Genomic DNA, 24,698 nt, shown 5'->3' with positions numbered 1-24,698 from the left:
CCAATTCCAGCCAATGAGTTCCGAACCCCCTTCCCAGTCCAGCTCGGAGATCCCCGCCGATGTGCCCACCGTGCTCGTGCACGACAGCCGCGGCCGCCAGCTGCTCTGCTTCCTCGAGCAGCTGATCCCCCTCGATGGCCACGACTACGTGCTGCTCACCCCGGTCGATACCCCTGTCTGCCTGTTCCGCCTCGACGGCGACGAAGACCCAGAACTTATCGACACCATCGATGCCACCGAGCCGATCCTGTCGGTTGCCGATGTGGTGCTGCAGGAGCACGACCTCACCCTGGTGCGCTCTGCCGTCACCCTCACCGTCAGCGGCGAACTGGACGAGCCCGAACCCGATGAGCTCGATGACGACGAAGACGCCGATGACGACTCCGAGACCTACGAGTTGCTGGTGAGCTTCCTCGTAGACGATCTGGAATACGGGTTGTACATCCCCCTAGATCCCTTCTTCGTGGTGGCCCGCATGAATGGCGACGGAGCCTTGCTGGTGGAAGGCGAGGAGTTTGAGCGGGTACAGCCCCGAATCGAGGCTGAATTGGAAGAGCGCGAGGGCGACGACTGATGCTGCGCCAGCTGCTGCGCCCTAACTGGCTGCGGGAGTGCACCCTGGCCGAGCTGCCCCTGCAGGAGCTGCTCGACCAACCGATCCGGGCCCTAGTGCTCGATGTCGATCGCACCTTGCTGCCCCGCCGCCAGGCGGAGCTGCCCGCCAGCGCCCTGCGCTGGCTGCAGCAGGCGCGGCAGCAGGTACCTATCCACCTATTCAGCAACAACCCCTCCCGCCAGCGGATCGGAGCGGTGGCAGCCCAACTCGACCTGCCCTACACAATTTCCGCCGGCAAACCACGCCGCAGCGCCCTGCGTCGGGTGCTGGCCGAGCTCAACCTGCCCCACCAGGAGGTCGCCCTGATCGGTGACCGCCTGTTTACGGACGTAATCGCCGGCAACAGGCTTGGCTTATTCACCGTTCTGGTGAAACCGATCGATCCCCAAGGTCAGCCTTGCAAGCGGGATCGGCTCCAAAAACTGGAGCTGCGCCTGGCCAACTTGGTGGGCACCAGCCTGGGCTGATGGCAACCCCATCCCACTCCATGCGCCGGGTGATCAAGGTGGGCACCAGCTTGCTACGGGGCAGCGCCGGCCGTCCAACGGCAGTGGTGATCGCCGATCTGGCTGCCAGTCTCAGCCGCCAACGGCGCCAGGGCGAGACCATCGCCCTGGTTACCAGTGGGGCCGTGGGGCTGGGCTGCGAAGCCCTTGGCCTGGGGCAGCGCCCCAGCGAAGTGTTGGCTCTCCAGGCCGCCGCCGCCGTGGGCCAGGGCCGGCTGATGGCCCTCTACCAAGACGCTTTCGCCGTGCGTGGGCTGGCGGTAGCCCAGGTGCTGCTGACCCGCGGCGATCTGGCCTCCCGCCGCCGCTACCAGAACGCCTGCCGCACCCTCGAGCAGCTGCTTGCCTGGGGAGTGGTGCCGGTGGTCAACGAAAACGACACCCTGGCCACCGACGAACTGCGCTTCGGCGACAACGACACCCTCTCCGCCCTGGTAGCAGTGGCGATAGGGGCCGATGAGCTAGTGCTGCTCACCGACGTGGACAGTCTTTATTCAGGCGACCCCCGCAGCGATGCCGAGGCCCGACCGATCGAGGAAGTGGCCAGCCTGGCCGAGCTCGACAGCCTGCAATCGGTGGCCACCGGTGGAGGTCAGTGGGGCACTGGCGGCATGACCACCAAACTCACTGCAGCCCGCATCGCCACCTCCAGCGGCATCCGGGTGCGCCTGGCTGACGGACGTGACCCAGGCGTGCTCGATGCCCTGCTGGCCGGCGAGCGGGTCGGCACCCTGTTCCAGCCCAGCCCCACCCCCCTTCCCAACCGCAAGGGCTGGCTGGCCCACGCGCTCCTGCCCAAGGGCAGCCTGCAGCTAGACGCCGGCGCCGAGAGGGCCCTAACCCAGCAGGGAGCCTCCCTGCTGGCCGTGGGAGTGCAAGCGGTGGTTGGCGATTTCGAGCGCCGCGAGGCGGTGCGCCTGCTGGCCAGTGATGGGCGCGAACTGGGCCGGGGTCTGGCCAGCCTTAGCAGCACGGAGCTGCGAGAGCTGATGGGCAGCTCCGGCGTTGAAGTGGTGCACCGCGACCAGCTGGTGCTCACCAGCCGTTAAGACTGGACCTACGATTCGCCCCGCTTCTCTTCCCTGGCATGCGCTTCAGCGAACTGCTCAGCCAGCTCAGCGAAGTGACGGATGCCAGCCTGCGGCATCTCGCTGACGACCCCGAGCTACACGGGGCGGCAGCCCTAGATCAGGCCCAGGCTGACCAGCTCACTTTTCTGGAACCAGGCAACGCCCTAGCTGCTGCCCTGGCCGGCAGCAACGCCGGAGCCATCCTGCTGCCAGCCCGCGGCGACGAGGCCCCAGCCCTGCAGCAGCTGGCCCAGGAGCGGGGCCTGGCCTGGATCGCCCTTGCTGATCCACGCCTGGCTTTTGCCGAGGCCCTCGCTGCTCTCCACCCCCGCCGCCAGCCCGCCGCTGGAATCCACCCCAGTGCAGTGGTCGATCCAAGCGCCGTAGTCGGCATGGGATCCCACCTAGGCCCCCTGGTCGTGATCGGCGCCAACGTGCAGATCGGCGCCAGCTGCGTACTCCACCCCCATGTGGTGCTCTACGAAGACGTGCAGATCGGTGACGACTGCGAGCTGCACGCCGGGGCCGTTCTGCACCCCGGCAGCCGCCTGGGCCGGGGCTGCGTCGTGCACTCCAATGCCGTGGTGGGCAGCGAGGGCTTTGGCTTCGTACCCACCGCCAATGGCTGGCGCAAGATGCCCCAGACCGGCCAGGTAGTTCTGGAGGAGGGGGTTGAGGTGGGTTGCGGCAGCACCATCGACCGACCCTCAGTAGGTGAAACCCGCATCGGCGCCGGCACGAAGATCGACAACCTGGTGCATATCGGCCATGGCGTCAGCACCGGCAAGGGCTGCGCCCTGGCGGCCCAGGTGGGCATCGCCGGCGGGGCCCGTCTCGGCAATGGCGTGATTTTGGCGGGCCAGGTGGGTCTGGCAAACAAGGCGGTGATGGGCGACCGAGCCATCGCCAGCTCAAAATCTGGGGTGCATGGCGAGGTAGCCGCCGGCGAGGTGGTGAGCGGCTATCCGGCCATCTCCAACCGCCTCTGGCTGCGCAGCTCGGCCATATTTAACAAGCTGCCTGAGCTAGCCAAAGCCCTGCGGCAGCTGGAGAAGCAGGCCAAGCCCTAGCCTCGCCGGCGGCGCCCCACCCCCCAATGACGACCAGCTACCGAATCACCCTGCTTCCCGGCGACGGCATCGGCCCGGAAATCATGGCGGTAGCCCGCCAGCTGCTGGATGCTGTCAGCAGCAGCCATGGCTTCAGCCTCGTCTACGACGAGCAGCCCATGGGCGGCGTAGCCATTGACGCCACCGGCGAGCCCCTACCCAACAGCACCCTCGAGGCCTGCAAGGCCGCCGATGCGGTGCTACTCGCCGCCATCGGCTCCCCCCAATACGACAGCCTGCCCCGGGAGCAGCGCCCGGAATCGGGCCTGCTGGGGCTGAGATCAGCGCTGGGCCTGTTCGCCAACCTGCGGCCGGTGAAGATCATCCCGGCCCTGATCGATGCCTCCACCCTCAAGCGCGAGGTGATCGAAGGGGTGGATCTGATGGTGGTGCGCGAGCTCACCGGCGGCGTCTATTTCGGCACCCCCAAGGGACGCGTCGAGGCTGAGGGTCGGGTGCGGGCCTTCAACACCATGGCCTACTTCGACGACGAGATCGACCGCATCGCCAAGGTGGCGTTCGAGTTGGCCGTGGCCAGAAGCGGCCGGCTTTGCAGCGTGGACAAGGCCAACGTGCTCGATGTGAGCCAGCTCTGGCGCGACCAGGTCACCGCCATGGCGGCCGACTACCCGACGGTGGAACTCAGCCATATGTACGTTGATAACGCCGCCATGCAGCTGGTGCGCAATCCCCGCCAATTCGACGTGCTGCTCACCAGCAACCTCTTCGGCGACATCCTCAGTGATGAGGCCGCCATGTTGAGCGGCTCGATCGGCATGCTGCCCTCCGCCTCCCTGGGGTCCAGTGGGCCTGGCCTGTTTGAGCCGATCCATGGCTCCGCCCCCGACATCGCCCGCCAGGACAAGGCAAACCCGATGGCGATGGTGCTCAGCGCCGCCATGATGCTGCGGGTCGGCCTGCAGCAAGACGCCGCTGCCACCGCCCTAGAAACCGCCGTCGACCGGGTGCTGGCCGCTGGCTACCGCACCGGCGACCTGATGAGCGAGGGCTGCATCCAGCTGGGCTGCCGCGCCATGGGAGAGCAGCTGCTAGCTGCCCTGGCGGGGTAGGCGCCGGCGACCTGCCAAACTCGCGGTCAGTTTCGTTGATTCCTGCGCATGTCGAAGCGTCACCCGGTTGTTTCTGTCACCGGTTCCTCCGGCGCAGGCACCAGCACTGTCAAGCGCGCCTTTGAGCACATTTTTAAGCGCGAGGGAATAACACCTGCAGTGGTGGAGGGCGACAGCTACCACCGCTACGAGCGGGGCCCGATGAAGGAAGCCATGGCCACCGCCTTGGCCAATGGTGAAAACTTCTCCCACTTCGGCCCCGAAGCAAACCTGTTTGACAAGCTCGAAGAGCTGTTCAAGGCCTACGGAGAAACCGGCAGTGGCCAGAAGCGCTACTACCTGCACTCCATTGAAGAAGCCGCAGAGCACAACGCCCGCCTCGGCACCAACCTGGATCCCGGCCAGTTCACTCCCTGGGAAGTCATCCCTGAAGGCACCGACCTGCTCTTCTATGAAGGTCTGCACGGTGGCGTCAAGGGCGAGGGTTACGACGTAGCCGGATTGGCTGATCTACTCGTTGGCGTGGTGCCGGTCGTGAACCTGGAGTGGATCCAGAAGATCGCTCGTGACAACAAGGAGCGCGGCTATTCGGCTGAGGCCACGGTGGACACGATCCTGCGCCGCATGCCGGATTACATCAACCACATCTGCCCCCAGTTCAGCCTCACGGATATCAACTTCCAGCGGGTTTCGACGGTGGACACCTCCAATCCCTTCATGATCCGGGAGATCCCCACGCCGGATGAATCCTTCGTGATCATCCACTTCCGCAAGGGTGCCCGCGAAAAGTGGGGCATCGACTTCGCCTACCTACTCGACATGATCCACGACTCGTTCATGTCGAGCCCCACCTCGATCGTGGTAGATGGCGGCAAAATGGGCTTCGCCATGGAGCTGATCCTTACGCCGATCATCCATCGCATGATCGAAGAGAAGAAGAAGCTGTCCTGATTGCAATGGCAACCCCTATTCTGGGGTTGCCATTCGTTTTGGTGAGGCCGATCTCCTTCGCCACACCCACGAAGAATCCTTCCCCGTCGTTTTTGATTCCGGGGGCTGCCAAAACCAAGGCCGCAGACTCATTGCGTCTCGACCAGATCAACAGCAGCCTGGTGATTCAGGCAGCTCGCCGCATCTTGTTTCAGTCTTTGGAGCTCGGTAACTCCGGCCACGAACCATCCGGCGTGGTTCTCAATCGCAAGCAAATATTGCAGGGCAGGATTGTTTTCGACCAGCCGGTGCTGCTGCCCGATGAGCACTTTGTGCCGATTGATTTGATCCGTGGCCGCCTGGCACGGAGCGGTGCAGCCAGGCTGCGTCTACCCCGCAAACCGTCCTCTCCCCCTCTCGCCTGAGGCCCGTTTGAGCGCCCTTGCTCCGCTGCTTGCCAGCACCCCAGCCGTGCCCGTTGTGGTGGCGCTACTTGGGGCCTGCGTGGGTAGCTTTCTCAATTTGGTGGCCTGGCGCCTGCCTCGGGAGGAATCGATCGTGCTGCCACCCAGCCACTGCCCCCGTTGCGGCAGCCGGCTGCGCTGGTTTGAAAATGTGCCCCTACTGGGCTGGTTGCTGTTGCGGGGACGGTGTGGCCACTGCGGTGCTCCTATCTCCTGCCGCTACCCCTTGGTGGAGCTGCTTAGCGCCGGGCTCTGGGTAGCGGCCCTGCTGGCCCAGCCGAGCGCCATGGGCAGCCAGCCCCAGCCCTGGCTGCTGGTAGCCGCAGGCTGGCTGCTGTTGAGCTGGCTGCTGCCGCTGGTGTTGATCGATCTCGATCGCCTCTGGTTGCCCGAACCCCTGTGCCGAATTGGCCTGTTATTAGGCCTGGCGGTGACCGCAGTGATCGGCTTCCAGCAGGGTGACGAAATCGGCCGAGAGCTGCTGTTTCACCATCTGGTGGCCGCTGGAGTTGGCCTGGTTGGCTTTGAAACGGTCAGTGCCTTGGCCCACAAGGCAATCGGCCGGCCAGCCCTCGGCCTGGGAGACGCCAAACTGGCTGCCCTGATTGGTGCTTGGCTTGGTCTCACCGGGCTTGGCATCACCGTGATCCTGGCGGTGTTTGCTGGGGCGGTGCTGGGCAGCATCGGCCGGCTCAGCGGCCTGCTGGGCAAGCACCAGCCCTTTCCCTTTGGCCCCTTCCTTGCAGCTGGAGGAGCCGCCGTGTGGCTACTCGGCAACGACCTATGGCTGACCGTGCTGGGGCTGGTGTGGTGAAGCGCCTTAAATAGGTTGAGCTGTTGGTAAACGCCGCATGTCGCTGTTCGACTGGTTTGCGGATCGCCAGAAAAATGCCCCAACCGTGCGGGTCACCCAGGAGCCGGAGGAGGGAGATGGGCTCTGGAGCAAGTGCCCGGAATGCAGTTTGGTGGTGTATCGCAAAGACCTGGTGGCTAACGCCAGCGTTTGCAAGGGATGTGGCCACCACAACCGCATCGACAGCCCTGAGCGCATCGCCCTGATCGCCGACCCGGGCAGCTTCGAGCCCATGGATACCGGGCTCTCGCCCACCGACCCCCTCGCCTTCAAGGACCGGCGCAGCTACGCCGATCGCATCCGCGATAGCCAGCAGAGCACGGGCCTGCGCGACGCCGTGGTTACCGGTATCTGCCGCACCAGTGGCCTACCCCTGGCCCTAGGGGTAATGGATTTCCGCTTCATGGGCGGGTCGATGGGTTCGGTGGTGGGCGAGAAGCTCACCCGCCTGATCGAAACCGCCACCGCCCGGCGCATACCGGTGCTGATTGTCTGCGCCTCCGGTGGTGCCCGCATGCAGGAGGGGATGCTGAGCTTGATGCAGATGGCCAAAATCTCCGGCGCCCTGGAGCGGCACCGCCAGGCAGAGCTGCTTTACCTGCCCCTGCTCACCTACCCCACCACAGGGGGTGTAACTGCCAGCTTCGCCATGTTGGGCGACTTAATCCTGGCCGAGCCCAAGGCCCTGATCGGCTTCGCCGGCCGCCGGGTGATCGAGCAGACCCTGCGCGAAAAGCTGCCCGAGGGCTTCCAAACCGCCGAATACCTGCGCGACCACGGCTTCGTTGACGCGATCGTGGATCGCACTGAATTCAAGGCAACCCTGGCCAGCCTGCTCACCATGCACGGCTGCCGTGAAACGGTGGCGGCATGAGCGGCCTACGCCAGGCAGCCCGCTCCCTGCTGCTGCTGTTGCTGGTCGTGGGGATCCTGGCCGCCACGCCTGGAAGGGCCCTAGCTGGCCCGGTCGACTGGCATGAGGTGGCCAGCACCAGCGAGGGACGCCAGTGGTGGGACGGCGGCAGCCTGCGCACCAGCCGCGCCGGCAATATTTCGGTGCTGACACGCTTCCAAAAACCTGTCAGCGAGGAGCAACCCAGGCCCCTCGCCGATCTCTACGTGATGGAAATCGACTGCGGCCAGGAGCTGTTCCGCGACACCTCTATCAACGGCCTACCCCAGTTCAGGGCTGAATGGCAGCCGGCATCGGGGGACAACCTGATCAGCAGCGTGATCGGCGAAGTTTGTGCCACCGCAGCCGAGGGCCTCTCATGAGCGCTCCCCCGCTGAAGGTGGCCATTGCTGGCCTGGGCTTTGGCGAGGCCGTGCACCTACCCGCATTGCGCGCCTGCCCCGGCACCGAGCCGGTGGCCCTCTGGCACCCGCGCCCCGAGCGACTGGAAGCCGCCTGCCGCAGCGCCGAACTGCCTGGCCACAGCAACTTCGACGAGCTGCTGGCCAATCCGGCCGTCGAGGCGATCGTGATCGCCACCCCACCGGGGCCGCGTTTTGATCTAGCCAGGCGCGCCCTGGAAGCGGGCAAGCACCTGCTGCTGGAGAAGCCCGTTGCCCTCAAGGCCGAACAGATCGAGAGCCTGCAACGGCTGGCCCTGCAGCGGGGGCTAACCGTGGCGGTCGACTTTGAATACCGGGCCGTTCCCCTGTTCCAGCAGCTCGCCGACCTGCTGGCCAGTGGCGTCCTCGGTGAACTGGTGCTGGTGAAATACGACTGGCTGATGGGCAGCCGAGCTGACCCCTCGCGCCCCTGGAGCTGGTATTCCCAGGCAGCCGCAGGTGGCGGGGTGCTCGGAGCGCTGGGCACCCATGCCTTTGACACCCTGCACTGGCTGGTGGGTCCAAGCCACTCCCTTAGGGCCCAATTGAGCACGGCAATTACCCAACGGCCCCTAGCCGATGGCAGTGGTCGCCTGGCCAGGGTGGATGCCGAAGACATCGCCTTGGTGCAGCTGGAGCTGGAAACACCCCTGGGGCAGAAGGTGCCGGCCCAGCTCAACCTGGCCTCCGTGGCCCGCAGGGGCCGGGGCTGCTGGCTGGAGCTGTACGGCCGCGACGGCACCGCCGTGCTGGGCTCCGACAACCAGGCCGACTACGTACATGGCTTTGGGCTGTGGCACTCCCAGGCGGGAGAGCCATTGCGGCCGGTGGAGGCTGATGACCGCTGGAGCTTTGCTCGCACCTGGGCCGATGGCCGGATTGCGCCGGTGCAGCGCATCCACAGCTGGTGGAGTGCGGCGGTGCGCGAGGGCCGACCGATGCTGCCTGGCTTGGGCGAGGCAGTGCTGAGTCAGCGCTGCTGCGACTGGGCCCGCCTGGGAGCTGGCCAGAGCACTCCAAGGGGCATCACCTAGAGTCGGCGCCAGTTCAACTCCCGACCCCGAGAGGTTTTCCCATGGCGCTCGTTCCGCTTCGGCTGCTGCTCGACCATGCCGCTGAGAACGGCTATGGCATCCCTGCCTTCAACGTAAACAACCTGGAGCAGGTGCAGTCGATCATGGAGGCGGCCAGTGAGACCGACTCCCCGGTGATTCTGCAGGCCTCCCGCGGTGCCCGCCAGTACGCCGGTGAAAATTTCCTGCGCCACCTGATCCTGGCCGCAGTCGAAACCTATCCCGACATCCCGGTGGTGATGCACCAGGACCACGGCAACAGCCCTGCCACCTGCTTTGGTGCTGCCGCCAACGGTTTCACCTCGGTGATGATGGATGGCTCGCTAATGGCAGACGCCAAAAGCCCCGCCAGCTACGAGTACAACGTGGCTGTCACCAAAGAGGTGGTGGACGTGGCCCACGCCATCGGCGTGAGTGTGGAAGGCGAGCTGGGTTGCCTGGGTTCCCTGGAAACCGGCATGGGTGAGGCCGAGGACGGCCATGGCTTTGAGGGCAAGCTCGACCACAGCCAGCTGCTCACCGACCCCGCCGAAGCAGCCGATTTCGTCGCCAAAACCAAAGTTGACGCCCTGGCAATCGCCATCGGCACCAGCCACGGCGCCTACAAGTTCACCCGCAAGCCCACCGGTGAAGTGCTGGCCATCAGCCGCATCGCCGAGATCCACAAAGCGATCCCCAACACCCACCTGGTGATGCACGGCTCCTCCTCTGTTCCCCAGGAGTGGCTGGACATGATCAACAAGTTTGGCGGCGCTATCCCAGAGACCTACGGAGTGCCCGTCGAAGAGATCCAGGAGGGCATCCGCAACGGCGTGCGCAAGGTGAACATCGACACCGATAACCGCCTGGCCTTCACCGCAGCTGTTCGGGAAGCGGCCTTCAAGGATCCCGCCAACTTCGATCCCCGCCACTTCAACAAGCCTGCCCGCCAGTACATGAAGCAGGTGTGCCTGGATCGTTATCAGCAGTTCTGGTGTGCAGGCAACGCCAGCAAGATCAAGCAGCGCGACATCAACTACTACGCCGGCCTCTACGCCAAGGGCGCCCTTGACCCCAAGGCAGCAGTCGCAGCCTGATCTGGCCAGCGATCGGATTCCAGGGGCCCCACACGGGGCCCCCTTTTTTATTGGCTCCGGCCAGCAGTACCGGCCAGGGTCAGTGAGCGGCCAGTTACCACCCCATTCTTGCTGCTCACGAGCTTGGCCAGGGCATCCTGAAGATTGCGCTCCATCACGAAGTTGGTGCCGTCCGTCACCACCACCCGCACCAGCGTGGGCAGGTTGTTGTTCTTGCTCTGCAGGTAGATGGGCTCCACATACAACAGCCCCCGACCCACCGGCAGCACGAGCAGATTGCCGTGGATCACGCTGGAGCCAGCCCGGTTCCAAAGGCCGAACTGATAGCTGATGGCGGGATCCTGCTCGATCAGTGAGGAGATCTGCTGCGGCCCCAGAAGTAGGCGCTGCTGGGGGAAGCGAACCAGCAGCTGCTGGCCGTAGTTGGGGGGATCGTTGCGGACAGCCAACCAACCCACCATGTTGGGACGCTTCAAGGGCGAGAAGGGGAGCAGCAAAACGAATTCCGGCTTGCTTTCTCCCGGCAGCTGCACCGTCACGTGATACGGGCGCACCGGCGTATTCGAGGATCCGTAGATCTCCAGCGGCACCGACCAGACGTCATCTCCGCTGTAGAAGGTGCGCACATCGGTTACGTGGTAACGCAGCAGCCGTTCGGCCTGCACCTGAAACTGGCTTTGAGGCACCTGAATGTGGGCCAGCAGCGACTTCGGCATGGCTGAGAGCGGTCTGAACAGCTCAGGGAACGCTTTCTGCCAGGTGCGCTGGATCGGATCACTGGGATCATTCACATAGAGCCAAACCTTGCCGCTATGGGCGTCAACCACGGCCTTCACCGGATTGCGTAAATAACGGATACCGGAGGGGTTGGCATCGCTGTAGGGGTAGCTGCGACTGTTGGTGAAACCATCGAGCAGCCAGTACTGGTGCTGATCGGGGTCGTAGCCGGGGGTGGACGGCACCCTGGCCGTGACGAGGTAAGGCTGGCTCTCGAAGCGCAGAAACGGCGCCAGGGCTGCAAGGCGCTCACTTACCTGGCGGCGGAGCAGCAGCCGCGAATTTGGCTGCAAGGACCCCGTGAACAACAGCCGCGGCTCTGGCAGATAGGCCGCTGCCATCAGACGCTCCAGGGGACCGTAAATGGCCACGCCCCCGGCACCGCCGTAGTGGGAATAGATGTTCAGCTCCCCCTCGGAGTAGTCGAACTCCCGCACCTTGGTGGGGGCAATCACATAGGGCGCCTTGGCCGAGCCGAAATACAGGCGGGGCCGTCCCACAGGCAGAGCCTGGCGCACGGTGGAGTCAGGCAGGCCCAGTTGGGGGATGCCCTGCACCCTGCCGCTCCGCCCCAGGTCCTTGACGAAATACAGCGGCAGCCCGTCGGGACCGAAGGCATTCACAGGACTGACGGTGAAGCCGTAGCCATGGGTGAAAACCAGATGGCGGTTCAACCAGGTGCGGGAGTCCTTAGGTAGGGCTCCCGTATCGAGTTCCCGGGCAGCGATAAACACCATCTGGGAGCCCTGGCGGGCCGGATCGCTGCCCAGGGGATAGCGATCGACGGCCGCGGAGGGAAAGCGGTAGTAGAGGCGTAGCTGTTGGAGTTGGCGGTTGGCCTCCAGCAGGGGCTTGCTGTCCCACAAGCGGATGTTGGCCAGGGTGCCCGGCGCTTGCGCCAGATCGGCGGCGGTGAGGTTTTGGCGGGGCTGGAGGGTAAGCGTCTGAACGGATTCAAGGCCGAACGCCTGCCGCGTGGCCGCAATGGACCGCGCAAGATAGGGGGATTCAAGGACCAACTCCCGCGGCTGAACCAAGAACCTCTGCACCAAGGGAGCCACAATCCACTCGGTGATCGGAACGGCCAGGGCCGTTAACGCCAGAGGAATTAGGGCACCACGACGCAGCCACCCCTTGGGCAGCGGCACCAGCAGCCCTAGGGCCGTGAGTAGGAGCAGCCCGCTGAACAGCAGACGCAGGGGCAGGCGCACATGCAGATCCACAAATCCCGCTCCCGAGGCCACCCCACTGCCCTGCACCATCAGATCGAAGGGCGAGAGAGCATTGCTGAAGGCCGCCATCAGAGCCAGCACCGCAAACTGGGGCTGCAGCACTCGCTGCTGCAGGGAGCTGAGTCCTGGAAAGCGGAGCTCCGAGAGGCTCGTGCCCTCTGTGCAGGTCAGCCAGAGACAGCCAGCCAGGCCAACAACGGCCTGGGCCATCACCACACTGATCAGCAGATGCAACGCCGGCAGCTGCAGCACGGTAAAGCGCAGATCAAATCCCGTAACTGGGTCGACCTCGTGGAAAGGCACCGCCAGGAGAGCAGGCAGCCAGAGGCTCCAACCCCGAGCCAGCGCCGTGGCAGAGCCGGCCAGGGCCGTGGCCAAGCTGATCCGCAGAGTGGTGAGGGGCCAAAGCAGCAACGGCACCAGCAGCCCCGCCGCCAGGGCCACCACGACCAGAGGCCTGAGATCGGCCAACACGGGAATGCCTGTGATCACCTGGCCACTGAAGGGAGCGGCAATAAGGTCCCTGGCCTGCACCATCAGATAGGTGAGTCCTGCCGCCAGCAGCAAAAGCAAGACTCCAAGAACGAGCAGCAGCCGCCTCTGCCCGAGCACGACTAGGGGGGATTTGGGCAGGTCTTTGCTGGCAGCCTGCTGACGCAGACGCCAGCAGCGATTCAGCTGTTGCAGCTGGAGAGGAACACCCAGGCCCATCACAACGGCGAAGCCCAGCAGCTGGAGCAGCCAGCGGCGCATCACCACCATCTCAGCCCCGAACTGGGCAAACCAGAGCCTCTCAATGCCGAGCCTGGCAAACAAGAGCAGCAAGCCGAACAGCAGGGCTAGTGCGGCCAGCCAGCGCAGAGCGCCTAAGAGGCTTTCAGCGGAGAAGCGCGGGGAGGGTGCTGTCACCATCGGAGGCTAAGAAGTGAACCCCCCAGGTCAAGGGGCCCAGAAGGAAGAGTCAATACCCGAGCTCCAAGATCGGGTATTAAGAAGTCCCGGTTCCACCGCTGCTAACTTTCTATCAACACTGGGCGTGACTGTGACTGCCACCCTCTCCCGCTCCACCTTCACCGGATTGCGCTGCAAGGAATGCGGCCATCCCTACGAAGCGAGCGCTCGCCACGTCTGCGAAGACGTCTGCTTCGGACCGCTCGAAGTTGTCTACGACTACGAGGCGATCAAAAATCGGGTTAGCCGGGCCACGATCGAGGCGGGGCCCGCATCTATCTGGCGCTACCGCGAATTCCTGCCGATTGAAGGCGATCCAATTGATGTAGGTACGGGCTTTACGCCACTGCTCAAAGCCGGCAACCTGGCCAAGCGACTCGGCCTCAAGAGCCTGTACATCAAGAACGACGGCGTCAACATGCCGACGCTTTCGTTTAAGGACCGGGTCGTGAGTGTGGCCCTCACCCGCGCCCGGGAGCTGGGCTTCACCACGGTGAGTTGCGCCTCCACTGGCAACCTGGCCAACTCCACCGCCGCCATCGCCGCCCACGCCGGCCTCGACTGCTGCGTGTTCATCCCCAGCGATCTGGAATTGGGCAAGGTGCTGGGCACCTTGATCTACAACCCCACCTTGATGGCGGTGCATGGCAACTACGACCAGGTGAATCGCCTCTGCTCCGAGGTGGCAAACACCTTCGGCTGGGGCTTCGTCAACATCAACCTGCGCCCCTATTACTCCGAGGGCTCAAAAACCCTGGGCTACGAGGTGATCGAGCAACTGGGCTGGCAGCTGCCAGACCACATCGTGGCGCCCCTGGCCTCGGGATCCCTGTTCACCAAGATTCGCAAGGGTTTTGATGAATTCATCAAGGTGGGGCTGGTAGAGGAGAAGCACGTGCGCTTCAGCGGCGCCCAGGCCGAGGGCTGCTCACCAATCGCCCAGGCCTTCGCGGAAGGTCGGGACTTCATCACGCCGGTGAAGCCAAACACGATCGCCAAGTCGATTGCCATCGGCAACCCGGCAGACGGTCCCTACGCCATCGACATCGCCAACAAAACCAACGGCAGCATTGCGGCAGTCAGCGACCCCGAGATCATCGAGGGCATCAAGCTGCTGGCTGAAACCGAGGGCGTTTTCACCGAAACCGCAGGCGGTACCACCATCGCCGTGCTGAAAAAGCTGGTGGAGCAGGGCAAGATCAATCCTGACGAAACCACCGTGGCTTACATCACCGGCAACGGTCTCAAGACGACTGAAGCGATCGCCTCCTCCATAGGCGAGCCCTACCTGATTGAGGCCCAGCTCGACAGCTTCAAAGCGGCCTGGGCAAAAGCGCAAGCCTCTCACCAGCACTGATTACCAGCAGCACTGATCACCACTAGCACTGATCACCCCACCCATTCCCCACGCCCCTCCAACCCCCGCCATGGCAGTTCAGGTTCTGATCCCCACCCCCCTGCAGAAGTTCACCAACGACGAGGCCAGTGTTGATCTCGATGCCTCCAGCGTGGATGGCCTGATCGATGCCCTCGAGGGCCGCTATCCGGGGATCAAGGGTCGGTTGTGCGATGAAGCCGGCAAATTGCGCCGCTTCCTCAACGTCTACGTAAACAGTGAGGACATCCGCTTCCTCGACAACCAGGCCACCAATCTCAGCGACGGCGATGAGGTTTCGATTGTTCCCGCCGTGGCCGGCGGCTGACCGAAGCCTCCAAGCGCGAGCCAAGTCCTAATAGTGTTCAGATCCCGCGAGGAGCCAGAGAAATGACCCAGGCCCCGATCCAGTCGATCCCCACTACCGACTCCGGCCAGTGGCAAGCCAAGGCCGAGTTGTTCGACTACCGCCAGGCTGCCAATCCGGTGCGAGCTGGGCTAACCGAACCGATACCCCTGCGCCAATGGGACCCCGCCCTGCACCAGTCAGGGCCCACGGCGGTGCTTCCTCTCGATATCAGCAGCGAGCTCGGCTGTAGCGCCCCGGCCACCAGCCCTGGCCTGGCGGCCAACTTTTTGCGCATCGAAGCTGGTGAAGGCCTCAAGGCAGCGGCGAACGCCACCAGCTTGCTGTTTTATGTGTTGCAAGGATCGGGCAGCCTCAAGCGTGCTGGCACGCCGCAGCTTGACTGGAGCGCTGGAGATCTTTTTGTTCTACCAGCTGGCGAGCCCCCCCTGCTAACTGCAGAGGCCACCAGCGTTCTTTACTGGGTGCACGACGGCCCCCTGCTCAGCCACCTGGGCGTTGAGCCCAACATCGCCCGCTTCGAGCCAACCCACTACCCCGCCGCCCGGCTGCAGCGCGAACTAGATCTGCTGCTCGCCGATCCCAGCTCTGCTCGCAGCAACCGGCTGAGCCTGCTGCTGGCTAACAGCGATCTGCCCCAAAGCCGCACCGTGACCCACACCCTTTGGGCCATGCTCGGTGTGGTGCCTGCTGGCGCCATCCAGCCACCGCACCGGCACCAGTCGGTTGCCCTTGATCTAATCATCGATTGCGACCCGGGCTGTTACACCTTGGTGGGCACGGAGCTCGATGCCGGCGGCGCCATCGCCAATCCCAGCCGCATCGACTGGCAGTCCGGTGGGGCCTTCATCACACCGCCGGGCTACTGGCACGCCCATGTCAACAGCAGCGAGCGGATGTCCCGGTTGCTGCCGATTCAGGATTCGGGCCTACACACCTACTTGCGCAGCCTCGACATCCGCTTTTCCGGTGGCCTGCAGGGCAACAGCTGAGCTAGTCGGCTGCGGATGGGCCGCCTCATGACTTGTCACCACCGATCTGAAAGCCTCACCTTCGATGGTTTCATCTCGGATCAGCATTTCGACCAGCTCATCCATTAGGACGCGGCGTGACTGCAGCAAGGCCACGGCCTGCTCGAGGGCTGAGCTGGCCAGTTCTCGCACCAAAGAATCGATGCGATTGCCGGTTTCTCGCGAATAGGGCGGCTCGGAGCGCAGCCAGTCTCTGCCGAGGAAAACCTCAGCCCCATCCCCCTCCAAGGCCACCGGACCAAGACTGGAGAAGCCGTAGCGAGTCACCATCTCCCTGCAGATGCGGGTGACCATATCCAGATCACCACTGGCACCTTGGGTCACCTCAGCGGGACCAAAAACAACCAGCTCAGCTGCGCGCCCACCCAAAGCAACCACAAGCCTGGCTTGTAGGTAGGCCTTGCTGATCAACCCGGAGTCGAGGATCTCCTCGTCCGGCATCATTCGGGCAAAGCCGCCAACTCCGCCTGAGCGCGGCAGCAGGGTCACCTTGTCGAGGGGGTCGGCCTTTGGCACCAAGGTGGTGAGCAGGGCGTGACCCACTTCGTGATAGCCAATCAACCGTTTTTTGGCACTGTCCTGCAGCGGTGCCGCCGTCAGGCCCATGGTGATGCGTTCGAGGGCACCGGCAAGGGCGCCGTCGTCGATCTCGCTCTGGTGATGGCGTGCCGTGAGGATGGCTGCTTCGTTGAGCAGGTTGGCCAGATCGGCCCCAGAAAAACCCGGGGTGCGGCTGGCCCAGGCCGAGAGGGACACCGCCCCAGCCAGGGGGCGGCTGCGGGCATGGACCGCAAGGATCGCCTCACGGCCGCGGCGATCTGGCAAGTCAATGGTGATGCGGCGGTCAAAACGACCGGGCCGCATCAAGGCGCTATCGAGCACATCAGGTCGGTTTGTGGCCGCCAGCAGAATTACGCCGGAGTTATCCGCGAAACCATCCATCTCGGTGAGCAGCTGGTTGAGGGTCTGCTCCCGCTCATCGTTGCCGCCACCGATACCAGCACCTCGCTGGCGACCGACCGCATCAACTTCGTCGATGAAGATGATGCAGGGCGCTTTGGCTTTGGCCTTGCGAAATAGGTCTCGCACCCGACTGGCACCAACCCCCACGAACATCTCAACGAATTCGGAGGCGGCCATCGAGAAAAACGGCACGCCCGCCTCGCCGGCAATGGCTCGGGCCAAAAGGGTTTTGCCAGTGCCTGGTGGCCCCACCAGCAGCACACCCTTGGGGATCTTGGCGCCCACGGCGGTGAAGCGTTCCGGCTCCTTCAAGAAGGTGACCACCTCCTGCAGCTCCTCCTTGGCCTCACCGATACCGGCCACATCCTCAAATCGCACCGCCACGCCGCCCTCCTCCTGCAACCGGGGCTTACTGCTGCCGAAGCCCATGGCCCGATTGGCCACTTGGGCTGAGCGACGGATCAGGAGGGCAAGTCCAGCCAAAAGCAACAGCACCAACAAACCATTAGCCACCAGACCAGCCGTGGCGCCATCAGCCCGGTCGTCGCGCACGTTGAGGGGCACCTTCGCCTGCTCGGCGGTGCGCAAAAGCAGCTGATCGTTACTGAATACCGGCACCGTGGCCTGGCGTCCATCGTCGAAGCGCACCCGCACTTCCCGCTGCCGCAACGACAACTCCAGATCCTTGACCTTGCCCGCCCGAAGATCCTTCAGCAACTGGCTGTAGGAGGGAGCAGGGTCGCGAGGCGATAGTCCGTTCAACCGCATGGATTGCCCAATTGGAGAAATGCTGTCGCTCACTAGGTTCTGTCTTTGCACTGAGCTTAGCGATTTGACGAAAGGCCAGGCGACAACGGAAGATCTTGGTTTGATGTAGTAGGCCGGAATGGCTGTTCCTAAGAAGAAAACTTCCCAGGGCAAGCGCAATCAGCGCCATGCCACCTGGAAGGGCAAGGCGGCAGTGGCAGCTCAGAAAGCTCTCTCCATCGGCAAGGCAGTGCTGAGCGGCAAGGCCCAAGGCTTCATTTATCCGGTAGATGAGGAAGGCGACGACGGCGAAAGCTGATCGTCCCGAACACTCAATTAGGTCTCTGAGCTAACGCAGCTGCTGCCAATTCAGCTGCCACCAATCCAGCGTCGGCGGCTGTCCAGCACTGCGTAACCACTGGCTAGCTCAAGCAGGGGATTCTGATAAAGGGATGGGGGCAGGGAACAAAGGCTGGCGCGCACCACGCGATCCAGCTCAGTCGCCGGCAACCAGGCTTCGCCTCGGCGGCGCTGTTTTGCCTCCGCCTGCAGGCGCCAACGGCGCGGTGACTGCCAGCTTTGGGGACGCAGCAGCCATAACTGGGCGCAGCGCTGCCAAAGCGGCTGATAGGCCTCAAGAGCTTGGTCCCAGTGGGGCAGCCAGGCGAGTTCCTCGGCGTTCAGCCCGGCAGGAGGCTGAATAGTGGCAAGGGCTTCCCTGCCCAGGGAGCGGCAACCGAGCAGCCAGCCCTCCAACAGCAACACCTCCGCTTCCACCACTTCCTCAGAAGAGCGGTCACCCAGGCCACCCCGCAGGGTCTTGTCAAAGCGAGGCAGGCGCAGGTCGCCGCCGGCCTGCCAGACGTCAAGACAATCCAGCGCCAGGGTCACGTCATGACATCCCGGCGGCACCCGGGATACGCCAAAAGGGTTGCCTTCAAGCGCTCGTTGCCGCTGCTCCCAGGGCAGGTAAAAGTCGTCGATTGAGGCCACCGCCAGCGCCAGCCCTAGGCCGGCGGCCCGTTGCTGCAGCACTCGAGCCATGGTGGACTTACCAGCGCCCACCGGCCCATTGAGGGCCAGCACCGCACGCTGGCCACTGCGGCCCAGCAGCTGCAACTGGGCCAGCAGGGGTTGCACAAACCTGCGATCTAGCTGGGAATCCATCAGGTGCCGAGCTTGAAGGCCTCAATAACCACTGCGTACACCATGCCAATGCGCAGGTTGTCGACCAGCACCCAGCCGATTCCGGGCGTGGCTCGAACCAAACGGCCGCGCAGGCGCACGACCAGCTCCACCAGCAGCACCATTGTGAGCACCGCCATCGGGCGCCCACCGGGGATCTCCAGCAGCACGTATGCCGTGAGATTGCTGCCGGCGTAGAAGCCCAGCAGCAGGGCCAAAACCACGCTGCTGCGCAGGCGCCAATTGCCTCTCAGATTGCCCAGCAGCTGGGCTACTAGCCGCTCGATAGCCCGATTGAAGCGGGTGGGCTGCAGGTTCGAACGCGTCACGTTGGCGAATCCTCCAGCAAGGCTTGGACATAGGAGAGCGTGATCTGCCCGCCCTGACAAGCGGGCCCCCGCAGCACGGCCGCCCCAGGGCCCAACTGATCCACCACCGCCCGCGCCCGCGCAAAGCGCTGCGGCGGTTCCGCACTGCCGTAGTGACTAAGGGTGAGCAGGCAGGCCAGTCCGGCGCTAGCGGCAGCCGCAAGACCATTGCCGGAATCTTCCAGGGCCAGCGCCGTGCTGGCTGGGTAGCCCAGCTGCTGGAGGGCCAGCCGGTAGGCCTCCGGATCGGGCTTCTTGCGGGCCACATCTTCACCGCACACCCAGAAGGCGAAATGCTGGCAGAGCCCCCCCAGCAAGTGCTCCGCCAGGGCCGCCACCGCGGCGCGACCGCTGGTGGTCACGATCACCTGGCTCAGGCCAGCTGCTCCAGCAGCAGCGATCAGCTCGGCCACCCCGGGGCGTAGCCGCAGCTCGCCGGCGGCCACCAGAGCTCCGTAATGGTGTTGCTTGCGGGCCTGCAGCTCAGCGACCATCTCGGGCGGCGGCGGCTCCCCCAGCAGCTCCGCGAGAGCAGCAGTGATCCGCTCCCCGCCACCGCTGATGGCCAGCAGCTCGCCATAGCGGGCGGCATCCCAATGCAGGGGCACACCAACGTCGGCAAAGGCGCGGTTAAAGGCCAAGCGATGGCCATCCCGCTCGGTCTCCGCCAGGGTGCCGTCGACATCCCAGAGCAGGGCTTGCAGGGCCATCAGCTGCTCGCACCAGGGCTTATCAGGCTAGGGCTCATCCCTTCTGGGGGATGCGGCCTAGAGGCAGGTCCCGCACAATGACTTGGTACCGGTTGTTAAGTAGTTGCTGCCAGCCCTCCAAGAGCAACGCTGGCACCTGCCCGCTCCATTGGCGCCTGGCGCCCTGCAGGCAGCGCCGGCCAGCGATCCCCTGCCCGAACCGCTGCTGGCGCTGCTCAGCCGCCGGGGCTTCACCAGCCCGGAGGCCATCGCCGCCCTGCTGGATCCGGAGGCGGCACCGGCGGCGGGGCGTCACTTCCCCGACCTGGCCAAGGCCGTCGCGCGGCTGAAGCGCGCCTGCAGCCAGGGGGAAGCGGTGGCGATCTGCGGCGACTACGACGCCGACGGGATGACCAGCACGGCCTTGCTGGTGGGGGTGCTGCAGCGCCTTGGCGCCAGGCCGATCGCGGCGATCCCCAGCCGCATGGATGACGGCTACGGCCTCAACGCCGCCATGGTGGAGAAGCTGGCGGAGCAGGGGGTCGCCCTGCTGGTGACCGTCGACAACGGGGTGTCTGCCCTTGAGGCCCTGGAGCGGGCCCAAGCCCTTGGCGTTGAGGCGATCCTCACGGACCACCACACGATTCCCGATCCGCTGCCGCCGCACCTGGCCCTGCTGCATCCCCAGCGCACCCCGGCCGGATCCCCCTATCGGGGCCTGGCGGGGGTGGGGCTGGCTTATGTGCTGGCGGCGGCGCTCTGCCAAAGCCTGCGGCACACCGACGGCCAGCAGATTGCTCTCAATCTGTTTTGTATCGGCACGATCGCCGACATGGCTCCGCTCGTGGGGGTAAACCGGCGCTGGCTGATCGACGGCCTGCCCGAGCTGGGCCGCAGCCCCCTGGTGGGGCTCCAGGCCCTGCAACAGCTAGCGGGCCTCGATGAGACGCCCCTCGATGCCCAGGCGGTGGGCTTCCAGATCGCGCCGCGGATCAACGCCGTCGGCCGGCTTGGGGATCCCCAGCTGGTGGTGGAGTTGCTCACCACCGAAGATCCAAGCCGGGCCCTGGCCCTGGCCCGCGATTGCGAGGCGCTCAACCGCCAACGCCGCGACCTCTGCACCGCCATCGAAGCCGAGGCCCTGGCCCTGCTCGAGGCCGATGGTCCCCAGCGCCCGGCCTTCCTGCTGCTGGCCCAGAACCACTGGCACCACGGCGTGATCGGCATCGTGGCCGCCCGGCTGGTGGAGCGCTTCGGCCTGCCCGCCGCCCTGCTCGCTGGCGAGGGCAACGGCCGCCTGCGGGCCTCGGTGCGGGCTCCCCGGGGCTTTGCGGTGGACGGGGCCCTGCAGCAGTGCGCATCCCTGCTGGAGCGCTTCGGCGGCCACCCCGCCGCCGGGGGCTTCACCGTGCGCGCCGAGCAGGTGGCCGCCCTGCACGAGCAGCTCAACCAACTGGCCCAAACCTGGCTGCAGCAGGCAGGCCATGGCACCCCGGTAGAACCGGAAGCCCTGCTCAGCTTCGAGCAGATCAACCGCAGCTTTTACCGCCAGCTGCAACGGCTCGAGCCCTTCGGCATCGGCCACCCCCAGCCCGTATTCTGGAGCCAGGGCTGCCAGGTGGCGACCCAGAAGCTGTTGCGCGGCGGCCACCTGCAACTGGAGCTGCGCCAGGGCGAGGCGAGCCTGCGCGCCATGGGCTGGCGCTGGCAGGGTGAAACCAACCTGCCGGCCTTGCTGGATGTGGCCTACCGCCTGCGGCTGGACTCCTGGCAGGGGGAGGAGCGGCTACAGCTGGAGCTGGTGGGCTTGCGAGCCAGCGCTGGTGGAGCCGTTGATGGTGGTGAGGTGGTATTGCAACACCACAACCGCACCTACTGGTGTCGCCGCGAGGGGGCTGGGCTGGTGGTGCGCAATGCGGCCGGCGACGAACTCACAAGCGCCGAGGGCGCCAGCCACGACCACCCCTACGTAAGAGGCCTGATGCAGGATGCGGCCCTGGCCCTGGGCCTGGTCGCCTGAGATGTCCTTACCCCTAAACCGCGGCCAGCTCCACTTCCTGTTGCAGCTCCTGCTTTTAGGGCTGCTGGTGGGCTTGGCTTGCTGGCCCCTGAATCTGGTGGACCACGCCCAGGAGCTGCTGCTGCAGCGCTTGCCCAACTTTGCCGGCGGGGCCTGGACGCTGCAGGGCCTGGCGATCGCCCTGGCGCCGGTGCTGGTGATGCCAGCGCTGCTTTGGCTTCAGGCCGGCCCCTGGGGCCGGGGTTCGGGCTCGGGCATACCCCAAACAATCGAGAGCCTCGAGAATCCCGAGCAGGCCGCTGCTTTGATGGCACCCTTCGCCACCGTGGCGCGGCTCTGCATCTGGTCGGCGGCCAGCCTGGCCCTGATGCCCCTCGGCCGCGAGGGCCCCGTGGTGCAGTTGGGAGCGGCAGTGGCCTATGCCCTGCGGCAACGCTTCCCCCGCTTGCTGGCCAAACTCAGCACCCAGAGTCTGATGGCAATCGGCGCCGGCGCCGGCCTAGCGGGGGGCTTTAACAGCCCGCTGATGGGAGCTGTGTTTGTGGTGGAGGAACTCACCGGACGCTTCCAAACAGCCGTGCTGTGGCCGGCAGTAGTGGTCTGCTCAGCAGCAGCCCTGGTGAGCAATCTCGCTGGCACACCACTTTTCACCCTGGGCATGGTTCAGACCACCCAGCCGGAATGGCAGCAACTGCTATGGGCCCTGCCCGTCGGGGTGGGTGGCGGCCTGCTGGGCGGCCTGTTCAGCCGCATCCTCTGGCGGAGTTCGGCCCTGCTGCGCCAGCGAGTTCGGCAACGGCCCCTGGCCTGGGGGCTGGGGCTGGGATTGGCCCTTGGCCTGATCGCCGTGGCCAGCGGTGGCTGGAGCGGTGGTGATGGCGAAGCCCTGATGGCTCAGTTGCTTAAAGGTCGCGGCAGCTTGCCGGTGCCAGGCTCGCCCCTCAGCGTCATCGGCTGGCTGCTGGTGGTGGCAGCCCGAGTGGTGGCACCGATTTTGGCCTTGGCAGCGGGAATACCCGGCGGCCTGATTGATCCAGCCTTCGCCATTGGTGCCCTGTTTGGCAGCGGCAGCCTGGAGCTGCTTGGGGACAGCAGCGAGCTTGGCTTGGCCCTAGGTATGGCGGCAGCCCTAGCCGGGGCTACCCAGTTGCCCCTGATGACGGTGCTGTTTGCCCTGCGCATGGCAGGGGATCAGCAGTGGCTCTTCGGCATCCTGCTGAGCGCCGTGGTGGGCGCCTATGTGGGCCGCCAGATCCAGCCTGAGCCGATTTATCACGCCCTCTGGAACCTCGGCCGAAGTGGCGATCAGAGTGCGCCGCGGCGGTAGAAGAGCACGAAGATCACGGCAGGACCAGCCAGGGTGATCAGCGCCAGGGCTGCAAAATTGGCGATCAGGTGGAAGTCGATACCCATGGAGATTGCTGCCTTAGAGCAGTAGTCGCTGTGGGCACAGGTTAGGGGTCGATCCCAGCTGCCCATGGCTGCCGGCAGGCTCTGTGACGGCTTGTCACAGCGGCAGTAGAGACTTGAGCTGTGGCTGAATGGAGTTAATCGCTGCAGGGGGATGGCCAGGGACGATCGGGCCCATTGGGGATGCATCAGCGGCTGCGGAGCCTGCTGCCGGCTGGATCCCAGTCTGCGTCAGGAAGCAATCGAGGCGCTTAGCCCAGAGCAGCAGGAGCAGTATCTGGCCATGGTTGGCCCCGATGGCTGGTGCGTCAACTTCAACACCGGCGCGCGTAGTTGCCGCATCTATGCGGACCGACCTGACTTCTGCAACGTGGCCAACCTGGTGCAGCTGTTTGGCACGGTTGACGATCCAGGCGCCGGCGACCGCCTTGCTATTGGCTGCTGCCTGCAGCAGATCCGCAGTGAATACGGAGGCCGTGGCAGGGTAATGAAGCGCTTTAGGCGTGCCACACGGAAGCGTCTATGAGCAGCGAACCCGATCCAAGCGCCAACCGGGCAGGCAGTTGGAGTGCCGCCTTCCTGACCACCTTCACCACGGTCTTCCTTGCTGAGCTTGGGGACAAGACCCAGCTCGCCGCCCTCCTGCTCTCTGCCCAATCAGGCAGGCCAGTTGTCGTGTTTGTTGGTGCCTCCCTGGCCCTGATTAGCTCCAGCCTGGTGGGGGTGTTACTGGGCCGCTGGCTCGCCAAGGTGATGCCACCACAGCAGTTGGAGCGCCTGGCGGGAATCCTGATGGTGGCCCTGGGCCTGTGGCTGGGCAGGCAAGCCGTACTGGGCCTGGTTCCAAGCCCCTCCGACCTTCCCCTCTCCTAACCGCAGCGCTACGCCATGCCCTTCGCCCTGCTCGCTTCCACCTTCGCCACAGTGTTTTTGGCTGAGCTGGGAGACAAAACCCAGCTGGCCATCGTGACCATCAGTGGCACCTCAACCCGCCCTGGAGCGGTGTTTGCCGGCAGTTCCGCTGCCCTGGTGCTGGCCAGCCTGCTGGGCGCAGCCGCCGGCGGCTCCCTATCCGCCGTAATCCCCACCAATGCCTTGCAGCTGGCAGCCTCGGTTGGCTTTCTGGTGATCGGCGCACGCCTGATCCAGCGATCGAGCAGCCCGGAAGCCGAAGAATCGTCAGCTGATTAATATCAGCAAATGAAGGCCTTGGCGGCCGTGGGCATCGCTCCGAGTCCAGTCCGCCATCAACCGGCTTCAGTCCAGCCACCGCCCCTGCACCCCGGGTTCTCCGGGGCGGCCCCCTGCCAACCAGCCCTCCCATCGATGAAGTTCACGGTCGCCGACCTGCTCGACCAGCTGCCCGCCCAGGAAGCCCTGCCGCTGACAAAGCTGGAAAAAGCCCTGGGCATCAGCCAAAAAGCTGAAAAGCAGCAGCTTCAGATCGGCCTCGACGGGCTCAGCCGCCGTGGCCTGCGTGA

At 65.0% G+C, this 24,698-nt stretch carries 27 protein-coding genes; 21 read left to right on the top strand and 6 right to left on the bottom strand.

What is annotated here, in order from left to right; translation table 11 throughout:
• Nucleotides 1-13: 13 nt before the first annotated feature.
• From KBY99_RS12885 to fba, 12 genes are read left to right on the top strand one after another with little or no spacing between them, the layout of a single operon-like run.
• Entirely contained in the window at nt 14-574 is a 561-nt protein-coding gene (locus KBY99_RS12885; RefSeq protein WP_106501587.1) for a DUF3727 domain-containing protein, read from the top strand.
• The gene (locus tag KBY99_RS12880) at nt 574-1,083 is read left to right on the top strand and encodes a YqeG family HAD IIIA-type phosphatase (RefSeq protein ID WP_254999472.1); all 510 of its coding nucleotides are present in this window, start codon (nt 574-576) and stop codon (nt 1,081-1,083) included. The genes KBY99_RS12885 and KBY99_RS12880 overlap by 1 nt, the downstream gene beginning before the upstream one ends.
• Nucleotides 1,083-2,171 carry a glutamate 5-kinase gene (gene proB, locus KBY99_RS12875; RefSeq protein WP_254999471.1) on the top strand — a complete coding sequence of 363 codons (1,089 nt, stop codon included), beginning with the start codon at nt 1,083-1,085 and terminating at the stop codon, nt 2,169-2,171. The genes KBY99_RS12880 and proB overlap by 1 nt, the downstream gene beginning before the upstream one ends.
• 38 nt (nt 2,172-2,209) lie before the next feature.
• Nucleotides 2,210-3,262: a UDP-3-O-(3-hydroxymyristoyl)glucosamine N-acyltransferase gene (lpxD, locus tag KBY99_RS12870; RefSeq protein WP_254942295.1), complete on the top strand. Its 1,053-nt coding sequence runs from the start codon at nt 2,210-2,212 to the stop codon at nt 3,260-3,262.
• Nucleotides 3,263-3,288: 26 nt separating this feature from the next.
• On the top strand, nt 3,289-4,371 hold the full coding sequence (gene leuB / locus KBY99_RS12865) for a 3-isopropylmalate dehydrogenase (protein ID WP_254999470.1): 1,083 nt from the start codon (nt 3,289-3,291) through the stop codon (nt 4,369-4,371).
• A 48-nt stretch (nt 4,372-4,419) separates the two neighbouring features.
• On the top strand, nt 4,420-5,322 hold the full coding sequence (locus KBY99_RS12860; protein WP_254999469.1) for a phosphoribulokinase: 903 nt from the start codon (nt 4,420-4,422) through the stop codon (nt 5,320-5,322).
• A 5-nt stretch (nt 5,323-5,327) separates the two neighbouring features.
• A complete protein-coding gene (locus tag KBY99_RS12855) occupies nt 5,328-5,726 on the top strand; it encodes a hypothetical protein (RefSeq protein WP_254999468.1) in 399 nt (132 codons plus the stop codon).
• Between the two features lie 7 nt (nt 5,727-5,733).
• Nucleotides 5,734-6,579, top strand: coding sequence for a prepilin peptidase (locus KBY99_RS12850; RefSeq protein WP_254999466.1), 846 nt, complete (start codon nt 5,734-5,736; stop codon nt 6,577-6,579).
• A 37-nt stretch (nt 6,580-6,616) separates the two neighbouring features.
• Nucleotides 6,617-7,492 carry an acetyl-CoA carboxylase, carboxyltransferase subunit beta gene (gene accD / locus KBY99_RS12845; RefSeq protein WP_106501581.1) on the top strand — a complete coding sequence of 292 codons (876 nt, stop codon included), beginning with the start codon at nt 6,617-6,619 and terminating at the stop codon, nt 7,490-7,492.
• Complete coding sequence (locus KBY99_RS12840) at nt 7,489-7,893, top strand: hypothetical protein (protein WP_254999465.1); 405 nt, start codon at nt 7,489-7,491, stop codon at nt 7,891-7,893. The genes accD and KBY99_RS12840 overlap by 4 nt, the downstream gene beginning before the upstream one ends.
• Nucleotides 7,890-8,987 (top strand): Gfo/Idh/MocA family protein, encoded by a 1,098-nt coding sequence (locus KBY99_RS12835; RefSeq protein ID WP_254999463.1) that lies wholly within the window; start codon nt 7,890-7,892, stop codon nt 8,985-8,987. Before KBY99_RS12840 ends, KBY99_RS12835 begins: the two co-directional genes overlap by 4 nt.
• A 41-nt stretch (nt 8,988-9,028) precedes the next feature.
• Entirely contained in the window at nt 9,029-10,102 is a 1,074-nt protein-coding gene (fba, locus tag KBY99_RS12830) for a class II fructose-bisphosphate aldolase (RefSeq protein WP_106501579.1), read from the top strand.
• Nucleotides 10,103-10,149: 47 nt separating this feature from the next.
• Here the strand turns inward: fba and KBY99_RS12825 are convergent, their stop codons facing one another.
• Nucleotides 10,150-13,020, bottom strand: coding sequence for a UPF0182 family protein (locus tag KBY99_RS12825; protein ID WP_254993287.1), 2,871 nt, complete (start codon nt 13,018-13,020; stop codon nt 10,150-10,152).
• Nucleotides 13,021-13,153: 133 nt separating this feature from the next.
• On the opposite strand from KBY99_RS12825, the gene thrC reads away from it, so the two are divergent.
• The 3 genes from thrC to KBY99_RS12810 all read left to right on the top strand — a co-directional run bounded on the left by thrC (nt 13,154) and on the right by KBY99_RS12810 (nt 15,796).
• Nucleotides 13,154-14,419: a threonine synthase gene (thrC, locus tag KBY99_RS12820; RefSeq protein WP_254999506.1), complete on the top strand. Its 1,266-nt coding sequence runs from the start codon at nt 13,154-13,156 to the stop codon at nt 14,417-14,419.
• Nucleotides 14,420-14,489: 70 nt separating this feature from the next.
• Nucleotides 14,490-14,765 carry a MoaD/ThiS family protein gene (locus KBY99_RS12815; protein WP_254999462.1) on the top strand — a complete coding sequence of 92 codons (276 nt, stop codon included), beginning with the start codon at nt 14,490-14,492 and terminating at the stop codon, nt 14,763-14,765.
• A gap of 62 nt (nt 14,766-14,827) precedes the next feature.
• Nucleotides 14,828-15,796, top strand: a complete 969-nt coding sequence (locus KBY99_RS12810; protein ID WP_254999461.1) for a cupin — start codon at nt 14,828-14,830, stop codon at nt 15,794-15,796.
• Here the strand turns inward: KBY99_RS12810 and ftsH are convergent.
• Nucleotides 15,734-17,566, bottom strand: coding sequence for an ATP-dependent zinc metalloprotease FtsH (gene ftsH / locus KBY99_RS12805; RefSeq protein WP_254999458.1), 1,833 nt, complete (start codon nt 17,564-17,566; stop codon nt 15,734-15,736). The genes KBY99_RS12810 and ftsH overlap by 63 nt on opposite strands.
• 118 nt (nt 17,567-17,684) lie before the next feature.
• On the opposite strand from ftsH, the gene KBY99_RS12800 reads away from it, so the two are divergent.
• A complete protein-coding gene (locus KBY99_RS12800) occupies nt 17,685-17,864 on the top strand; it encodes a 50S ribosomal protein L32 (protein WP_106501574.1) in 180 nt (59 codons plus the stop codon).
• Between the two features lie 50 nt (nt 17,865-17,914).
• On the opposite strand, the gene KBY99_RS12795 is transcribed toward KBY99_RS12800, so the two are convergent.
• Genes KBY99_RS12795 through KBY99_RS12785 form a run of 3 tightly spaced genes read right to left on the bottom strand, consistent with a single transcriptional unit; the run spans nt 17,915 to nt 19,808 of the window.
• Complete coding sequence (locus KBY99_RS12795) at nt 17,915-18,712, bottom strand: hypothetical protein (RefSeq protein WP_254999456.1); 798 nt, start codon at nt 18,710-18,712, stop codon at nt 17,915-17,917.
• A complete protein-coding gene (locus KBY99_RS12790) occupies nt 18,712-19,059 on the bottom strand; it encodes a DUF565 domain-containing protein (RefSeq protein WP_254999455.1) in 348 nt (115 codons plus the stop codon). The genes KBY99_RS12795 and KBY99_RS12790 overlap by 1 nt, the downstream gene beginning before the upstream one ends.
• Nucleotides 19,056-19,808, bottom strand: a complete 753-nt coding sequence (locus tag KBY99_RS12785) for an HAD-IA family hydrolase (RefSeq protein WP_254999454.1) — start codon at nt 19,806-19,808, stop codon at nt 19,056-19,058. Before KBY99_RS12785 ends, KBY99_RS12790 begins: the two co-directional genes overlap by 4 nt.
• 103 nt (nt 19,809-19,911) lie before the next feature.
• On the opposite strand from KBY99_RS12785, the gene recJ reads away from it, so the two are divergent.
• Nucleotides 19,912-21,807: a single-stranded-DNA-specific exonuclease RecJ gene (gene recJ, locus KBY99_RS12780; RefSeq protein ID WP_254999453.1), complete on the top strand. Its 1,896-nt coding sequence runs from the start codon at nt 19,912-19,914 to the stop codon at nt 21,805-21,807.
• Nucleotide 21,808: 1 nt separating this feature from the next.
• Entirely contained in the window at nt 21,809-23,134 is a 1,326-nt protein-coding gene (locus tag KBY99_RS12775; RefSeq protein ID WP_254999452.1) for a chloride channel protein, read from the top strand.
• On the opposite strand, the gene psb30 is transcribed toward KBY99_RS12775, so the two are convergent.
• Nucleotides 23,113-23,286: a photosystem II reaction center protein Ycf12/Psb30 gene (gene psb30, locus KBY99_RS12770; protein WP_254942093.1), complete on the bottom strand. Its 174-nt coding sequence runs from the start codon at nt 23,284-23,286 to the stop codon at nt 23,113-23,115. The genes KBY99_RS12775 and psb30 overlap by 22 nt on opposite strands.
• Nucleotides 23,287-23,371: 85 nt before the next feature.
• Here psb30 and KBY99_RS12765 point away from each other — a divergent pair, with 85 nt between their 5' ends.
• From KBY99_RS12765 to KBY99_RS12755, 3 genes are read left to right on the top strand one after another with little or no spacing between them, the layout of a single operon-like run.
• On the top strand, nt 23,372-23,743 hold the full coding sequence (locus KBY99_RS12765) for a YkgJ family cysteine cluster protein (RefSeq protein ID WP_254999451.1): 372 nt from the start codon (nt 23,372-23,374) through the stop codon (nt 23,741-23,743).
• Entirely contained in the window at nt 23,740-24,090 is a 351-nt protein-coding gene (locus tag KBY99_RS12760; protein ID WP_254999450.1) for a TMEM165/GDT1 family protein, read from the top strand. Before KBY99_RS12765 ends, KBY99_RS12760 begins: the two co-directional genes overlap by 4 nt.
• A gap of 15 nt (nt 24,091-24,105) precedes the next feature.
• The gene (locus KBY99_RS12755; RefSeq protein WP_106501567.1) at nt 24,106-24,408 is read left to right on the top strand and encodes a TMEM165/GDT1 family protein; all 303 of its coding nucleotides are present in this window, start codon (nt 24,106-24,108) and stop codon (nt 24,406-24,408) included.
• The last annotated feature ends 290 nt before the right edge of the window (nt 24,409-24,698 follow it).

This window comes from Cyanobium sp. Maggiore-St4-Cus (genome assembly GCF_024345615.1).
Lineage (GTDB): Bacteria > Cyanobacteriota > Cyanobacteriia > PCC-6307 > Cyanobiaceae > Cyanobium_A > Cyanobium_A usitatum.
This window is presented reverse-complemented; position numbering and strand designations above follow the sequence as displayed.

Excerpts from the sequence above, each read along its gene's own strand:
- leuB (WP_254999470.1), top strand. The coding sequence starts at position 3,289 with ATGACGACCAGCTACCGAATCACCCTGCTTCCCGGCGACGGCATCGGC.
- KBY99_RS12795 (WP_254999456.1), bottom strand. The coding sequence starts at position 18,712 with ATGGATTCCCAGCTAGATCGCAGGTTTGTGCAACCCCTGCTGGCCCAG.
- psb30 (WP_254942093.1), bottom strand. The coding sequence starts at position 23,286 with ATGGGCAGCTGGGATCGACCCCTAACCTGTGCCCACAGCGACTACTGC.
- KBY99_RS12775 (WP_254999452.1), top strand. The coding sequence starts at position 21,809 with ATGTCCTTACCCCTAAACCGCGGCCAGCTCCACTTCCTGTTGCAGCTC.
- KBY99_RS12800 (WP_106501574.1), top strand. The coding sequence starts at position 17,685 with ATGGCTGTTCCTAAGAAGAAAACTTCCCAGGGCAAGCGCAATCAGCGC.
- KBY99_RS12755 (WP_106501567.1), top strand. The coding sequence starts at position 24,106 with ATGCCCTTCGCCCTGCTCGCTTCCACCTTCGCCACAGTGTTTTTGGCT.
- KBY99_RS12885 (WP_106501587.1), top strand. The coding sequence starts at position 14 with ATGAGTTCCGAACCCCCTTCCCAGTCCAGCTCGGAGATCCCCGCCGAT.
- KBY99_RS12835 (WP_254999463.1), top strand. The coding sequence starts at position 7,890 with ATGAGCGCTCCCCCGCTGAAGGTGGCCATTGCTGGCCTGGGCTTTGGC.
- proB (WP_254999471.1), top strand. The coding sequence starts at position 1,083 with ATGGCAACCCCATCCCACTCCATGCGCCGGGTGATCAAGGTGGGCACC.
- KBY99_RS12760 (WP_254999450.1), top strand. The coding sequence starts at position 23,740 with ATGAGCAGCGAACCCGATCCAAGCGCCAACCGGGCAGGCAGTTGGAGT.
- accD (WP_106501581.1), top strand. The coding sequence starts at position 6,617 with ATGTCGCTGTTCGACTGGTTTGCGGATCGCCAGAAAAATGCCCCAACC.
- KBY99_RS12840 (WP_254999465.1), top strand. The coding sequence starts at position 7,489 with ATGAGCGGCCTACGCCAGGCAGCCCGCTCCCTGCTGCTGCTGTTGCTG.
- KBY99_RS12860 (WP_254999469.1), top strand. The coding sequence starts at position 4,420 with ATGTCGAAGCGTCACCCGGTTGTTTCTGTCACCGGTTCCTCCGGCGCA.
- KBY99_RS12815 (WP_254999462.1), top strand. The coding sequence starts at position 14,490 with ATGGCAGTTCAGGTTCTGATCCCCACCCCCCTGCAGAAGTTCACCAAC.
- KBY99_RS12880 (WP_254999472.1), top strand. The coding sequence starts at position 574 with ATGCTGCGCCAGCTGCTGCGCCCTAACTGGCTGCGGGAGTGCACCCTG.
- ftsH (WP_254999458.1), bottom strand. The coding sequence starts at position 17,566 with ATGCGGTTGAACGGACTATCGCCTCGCGACCCTGCTCCCTCCTACAGC.
- lpxD (WP_254942295.1), top strand. The coding sequence starts at position 2,210 with ATGCGCTTCAGCGAACTGCTCAGCCAGCTCAGCGAAGTGACGGATGCC.
- KBY99_RS12855 (WP_254999468.1), top strand. The coding sequence starts at position 5,328 with ATGGCAACCCCTATTCTGGGGTTGCCATTCGTTTTGGTGAGGCCGATC.
- fba (WP_106501579.1), top strand. The coding sequence starts at position 9,029 with ATGGCGCTCGTTCCGCTTCGGCTGCTGCTCGACCATGCCGCTGAGAAC.
- KBY99_RS12810 (WP_254999461.1), top strand. The coding sequence starts at position 14,828 with ATGACCCAGGCCCCGATCCAGTCGATCCCCACTACCGACTCCGGCCAG.
- KBY99_RS12785 (WP_254999454.1), bottom strand. The coding sequence starts at position 19,808 with ATGGCCCTGCAAGCCCTGCTCTGGGATGTCGACGGCACCCTGGCGGAG.
- KBY99_RS12765 (WP_254999451.1), top strand. The coding sequence starts at position 23,372 with ATGGCCAGGGACGATCGGGCCCATTGGGGATGCATCAGCGGCTGCGGA.